This is a genomic window from Synechococcus sp. CB0205 (assembly GCF_000179255.1).
GTDB lineage: Bacteria > Cyanobacteriota > Cyanobacteriia > PCC-6307 > Cyanobiaceae > Vulcanococcus.
The window spans coordinates 1-3,160 of sequence record NZ_ADXM01000074.1; the positions used below are offsets into that span (position 1 = coordinate 1).

Here is a 3,160-nt window from a genome sequence, read left to right on the forward strand (position 1 = left end):
AGGTAGCCAGCTCGAGGATGTGTTCAGCCAGATTCGTAGTGGTCGACTTGAGGGTTCCGCCAAGGCGGCCTTGATGTCGTTGGGTGTTGACACCCTCCCGGAGCTCAACAAGGACCCCGGAGATCGCAACCGCACCTCCCCCTTCGCCTTCACCGGCAACCGTTTTGAGTTCCGCGCTGTGGGCTCCGGTCAATCGGTGGCCGGTCCGCTAGTGGTACTGAACACCATCCTGGCGGATTCGATCAGCTGGATCGCCGATCAATTGGAAGCACAACTCAATGCAGGGGTGCCCCTTGAGGAAGCGGCATTTTCTGTCCTTAAGTCAACAATGGATGCTCACGGCGCCGTGGTCTTCGGTGGTGATGGTTACTCCGCTGAATGGCATGAAATCGCCGTGAAAGAGAGGGGCCTTGAAAACCTGCGTACCAGTGCCGAGGCACTTCCGGTTTTGCAGAGGCCTGAGATCCGCGATCTCTTCACGCACACCGGAGTACTCACTGCGGTGGAACTGGAGAGCCGCTTTGATGTCTACTCCGAGCAGTACATCCTCGCGATTGAGGTCGAAGCCAAGCTGGTCATCCGCATGGCCCGTACACAGATCTATCCGGCGGCAATGGCATCCCTGGAGCAACTGGTGCGTTCACTCACAGCGCAAGCTTCCCTTGGCCTCAGCCCAGATCAAAGCGCGGCTTCTGCCATGGCATCCCTAGTGGACAACTTGTTGAGGGAGATTCAAGCCCTTGAGGCCGCCTTGGATGCCACGCCCCATGGAGTACATGAGCACCTGAAGCACTGCTCCGGCACCCTGCTTCCGCTGATGAGTGCGATTCGTGAAGCCGCTGATGGTCTTGAAGCCCTTGTGGACGACAGTCTCTGGCCGCTGCCCACCTATCAAGAAATGCTGTTTGTTCGCTGACCGCCTACCACCTTTTCCATTCAAGCCATGACTCCTTCCCATGCCATTGCCTCGATCGCCCTCGCGTCCGTCTTCTGGGATGGTCGCTTGACGATGGCTGGATCAAGGGCGTTACGTCACGCCCTTGATTACCGCAAACCCTTCAAGGACTATGACGACGACAGGATGGTCCACCTGATGGATGATCTGCTCGCAGAGCTGCGAGAGAAGGGTGCTCAGCACATGATGGTTGATGCGGCGCAATGTCTGGAGCAAGAACATCGCTCAACCGCCTTTGCGGTGGCGGCCGAGATCATGCGATCTGATGGCTCCTACCAGCAGGATGAGATCAACATCCTCCAGAACCTGGCGAACGTGCTCGACCTGAGCACCGGCTACACCGGTGAGGTGATGCGAGTGATGGATGCGTTGCATGCCGAGCTTTAGTGGCTAGGCCTCGGCCTGACGAGCACGACAAGGGGTTATCCCTCAGCCTGATCGATCCACTGAAGGGCTTCCTCCGGCGTGCTCACCAGAAGAGCAAAAGCCCCCGTTTATCCCTGTCAAGGCTTCCTCAACCTTTGGTGCAGCGTTTCTATCCACCAGTGGTGGATTAGGAGTCCAATGGGAGTCCGTCGCGGCTTCCCCAATACAGAGGAACTTGTTCGCCTCGATCCCCATGGACACCGGCTTCGGGGACGTTTCGGCTCAAGTAAAGGGCATTGGCATAGCCCTTCACGACAGTGCAGCCAGCGGGGCCGCAGACGCGGTATTCATTGTGCCCCAGGGGTTGAACTGTTCCTTTCCCTGGTGCCGGCTCAGACGGGACGAATCGGAGATCCATCAAAACTCTCGCTACCAATTTCACCCTTATCGACTCGCCCCGAGATGAGTCAGAGGCATCCGATACAAAGTCATGAATCTTTTGCTGTGCGGCGCCTGCAGAGACCGCCTCCAGAGGACCAAGGGACTAGTTCGACTGATCATTGCGACGAACCTCTCCGCGGCAATCAGATCCGCTGACCTGCTCCAGAACGTCTCCGTCCCTAGTAACGAGTCATAGACACGACCGGTTACGCGTGACCTCGCCAGGGCCGTCAGATAAGCCTTGAAATGATTGCGCTTGCTGCACTCATCGCGCCAAGGCTCCTCATTACCGGAACGGCTCTGTATCAAGACAGTCATGATTCAGAGGGTCTTGGATCCTCTGACAACGATGCTTTGCATTCATGCAAGACAGTGAAAACTACCGATCTTTTTTGGGATCGATGACTCGTTCATTTCTTGGGGCTGCCCCAAGAGGGGGTCTTCAGTTGCAGTTGCTTGGCGACGTTCAAATCAAGACATTGCTTGCTCAGCAATTGAGATTTGACATGATCTGGTCCAAGTGCCGCCCAAAGCTGAATGGCATCGCCAGTCTCTGACTTGAGCCTCGCGGACATCGACCGGCGCCAGGCTGCCCTTCGTGAATGTCCAGACCTGCTTGCTCTGGCGCGCTGTTGCAGTGACCTCGTTGTGGATTACCAAAGCTCAGCGCAATCAAGCCTTGATCAACGTTTGCTAGGTAGTGATCGAAATGACAAGAACGACGGATAGATCACCTAGAACATCTTTTGTGTTTGCCAAGCTGCCGTTCATGAGGCTCTGGGATCTCGAATCAGGGCATCACTATAAAACGCTCTCCTCTTTCAACCAATTTGAATCATTCGGCACAACCGATTGATCTGCTCGGCTTCCTCGATGGTGTTGGCCAAGCCACTGGCCAACCCAGGGCATCCCACCACGATCGAGAGGCATTGAGCCCGGCTGATCGCCACATTCAGGCGGTTGGGTGACAGCAGAAAACCGAGCCCCCTGGGTGCGTCCTCGCCGCTACTTGTTCTGTCTCAGCAGGTTGTTCAGTAGCCAATGAGGTGTGAGGTCGCTACCGGTTGAGGTGTCACCGCCCAACCGAGACCTCACGCCCCATGCATACACACGCCAACGCCCGCCTGACGCAGCGAGGCCGGCTGCGATTGGTTTCTCAACACCTGAACCACCACCGCTCCCTGGCTGAACTGGCTGCAGAAGCAGGGATCAGCCTCCGCTGTGCCTACAAGTGGCTGGCCCGCTACCGCTCAGGTGGAGCAGCTGCACTGGTGGATCGACGCAGTGTTCGCCGCAGCCAGCGGCGAACACTGCGTCGATCCGCAGCACCTGCAACGTGCCGTGGAGCTCAGGCATCAACGCCTGCACCTGCGCCACATCGCCCGGCTGCTGGCGGCT

At 57.3% G+C, this 3,160-nt stretch carries 3 protein-coding genes and 1 pseudogene; 3 read left to right on the top strand and 1 reads right to left on the bottom strand.

What is annotated here, in order from left to right:
* Positions 1 to 916, top strand: a pseudogene (locus tag CB0205_RS16440) (glutamine synthetase type III); the annotation flags it as partial.
* Between the two features lie 27 nt (positions 917 to 943).
* A complete protein-coding gene (locus tag CB0205_RS0113900; protein WP_010318187.1) occupies positions 944 to 1,342 on the top strand; it encodes a tellurite resistance TerB family protein in 399 nt (132 codons plus the stop codon).
* 1,241 nt (positions 1,343 to 2,583) lie between these two features.
* On the opposite strand, the gene CB0205_RS16675 is transcribed toward CB0205_RS0113900, so the two are convergent.
* A complete protein-coding gene (locus CB0205_RS16675) occupies positions 2,584 to 2,712 on the bottom strand; it encodes a hypothetical protein (protein ID WP_010318190.1) in 129 nt (42 codons plus the stop codon).
* A 150-nt stretch (positions 2,713 to 2,862) separates the two neighbouring features.
* On the opposite strand from CB0205_RS16675, the gene CB0205_RS15570 reads away from it, so the two are divergent.
* A partial coding sequence (locus CB0205_RS15570) for a leucine zipper domain-containing protein (protein ID WP_232197345.1) occupies positions 2,863 to 3,160 on the top strand: 298 nt, incomplete at its 3' end.

Coding starts and splice junctions, on each gene's coding strand:
- CB0205_RS0113900 (WP_010318187.1), top strand. CDS start 944: ATGACTCCTTCCCATGCCATTGCCTCGATCGCCCTCGCGTCCGTCTTC.